Annotated in this window: 2 protein-coding genes; both read left to right on the top strand. The window is 55.6% G+C overall.

The window, feature by feature from the left end; all coding sequences use genetic code 11:
- Positions 1-89 precede the first annotated feature (89 nt).
- Entirely contained in the window at positions 90-347 is a 258-nt protein-coding gene (locus tag AC1DRJ_RS29990; protein ID WP_127650044.1) for a hypothetical protein, read from the top strand.
- Between the two features lie 9 nt (positions 348-356).
- The coding region (locus AC1DRJ_RS29985; RefSeq protein ID WP_477805312.1) for an ADP-ribosylglycohydrolase family protein at positions 357-905 on the top strand (549 nt) is incomplete at its 3' end.

The raw sequence follows: 905 nt of genomic DNA, 5'->3' as shown, positions 1-905 counted from the left end.
GTATAAGTCTACATTCTAGACCTGTCGTTAAACACTACATATCGTGTGTCTGTCTTCAAAATGAATTGAAGTCATGAAAGGAAGTGGACATGAGTATGTCGGAAGCGGTTTCGACGGGTGCATTGCTGATGATGGGAGCAATTCTGCTGGTGTTACTGCATCAGTGTCTGAGATTACGTGAGCTCTGGCAGATGGCTATGGGCTGCCAAAAAAATGTGCGCTGGGCGCGGATCTGGGAAATGGAAAACCGCGAACTGCGTTCGGCGTTGCGAGCCGAGAAAGAGCACGTCCAGCAGTTGCAAAGAAAGCTGGTGATTCTGCAGGAATTGATCCCTGCAGAGGGATGAGGAAAGGACATGAACAGACTTGAACGGATCAAGGGTTGCCTGCTCGGCGGCGCCGTCGGTGATGCGCTAGGCGCCCCAGTGGAGTTTCTCGAATGGTCAGCTATTGAGGCTAAGTTCGGTCCGCAAGGTATCGTTGATTTTGCTCCTGCTTTCGGTACCACCGGCGCCATCACCGACGACACGCAGATGATGCTTTTCACCGCAGAAGGCTTGCTACGGGCTTATGTGTGCGGCAGCTCAAGAGGGACTTGCCACGTCCCCAGCATTATTCACCATTCGTTGCTGCGCTGGCTGATAACCCAGGACTACCCTACGGCGATGCCGATCGGCGTGGACGGCTGGCTGATCAAGCAATCGGAGCTCTGGTCTCGGCGTGCCCCTGGCACTACTTGCCTAGGTGCACTCAAGGCCAGTCCGCGGCTGGGCGCGGTTGCCGAGAACAACAGCAAAGGCTGTGGCGCCTTGATGCGCGTTGCGCCCTGCGCCTTTTTTGCAAACGCCTTTGACTACGCTGCCCAGTCAGGACGCCTGACTCACGGACATCCTACGGGCTACCTG

This window comes from Pseudomonas sp. P5_B2 (assembly GCF_056400445.1).
Note: the sequence above shows the minus strand (reverse complement) of the source record. Positions and strands in the feature narration are given on the sequence as shown.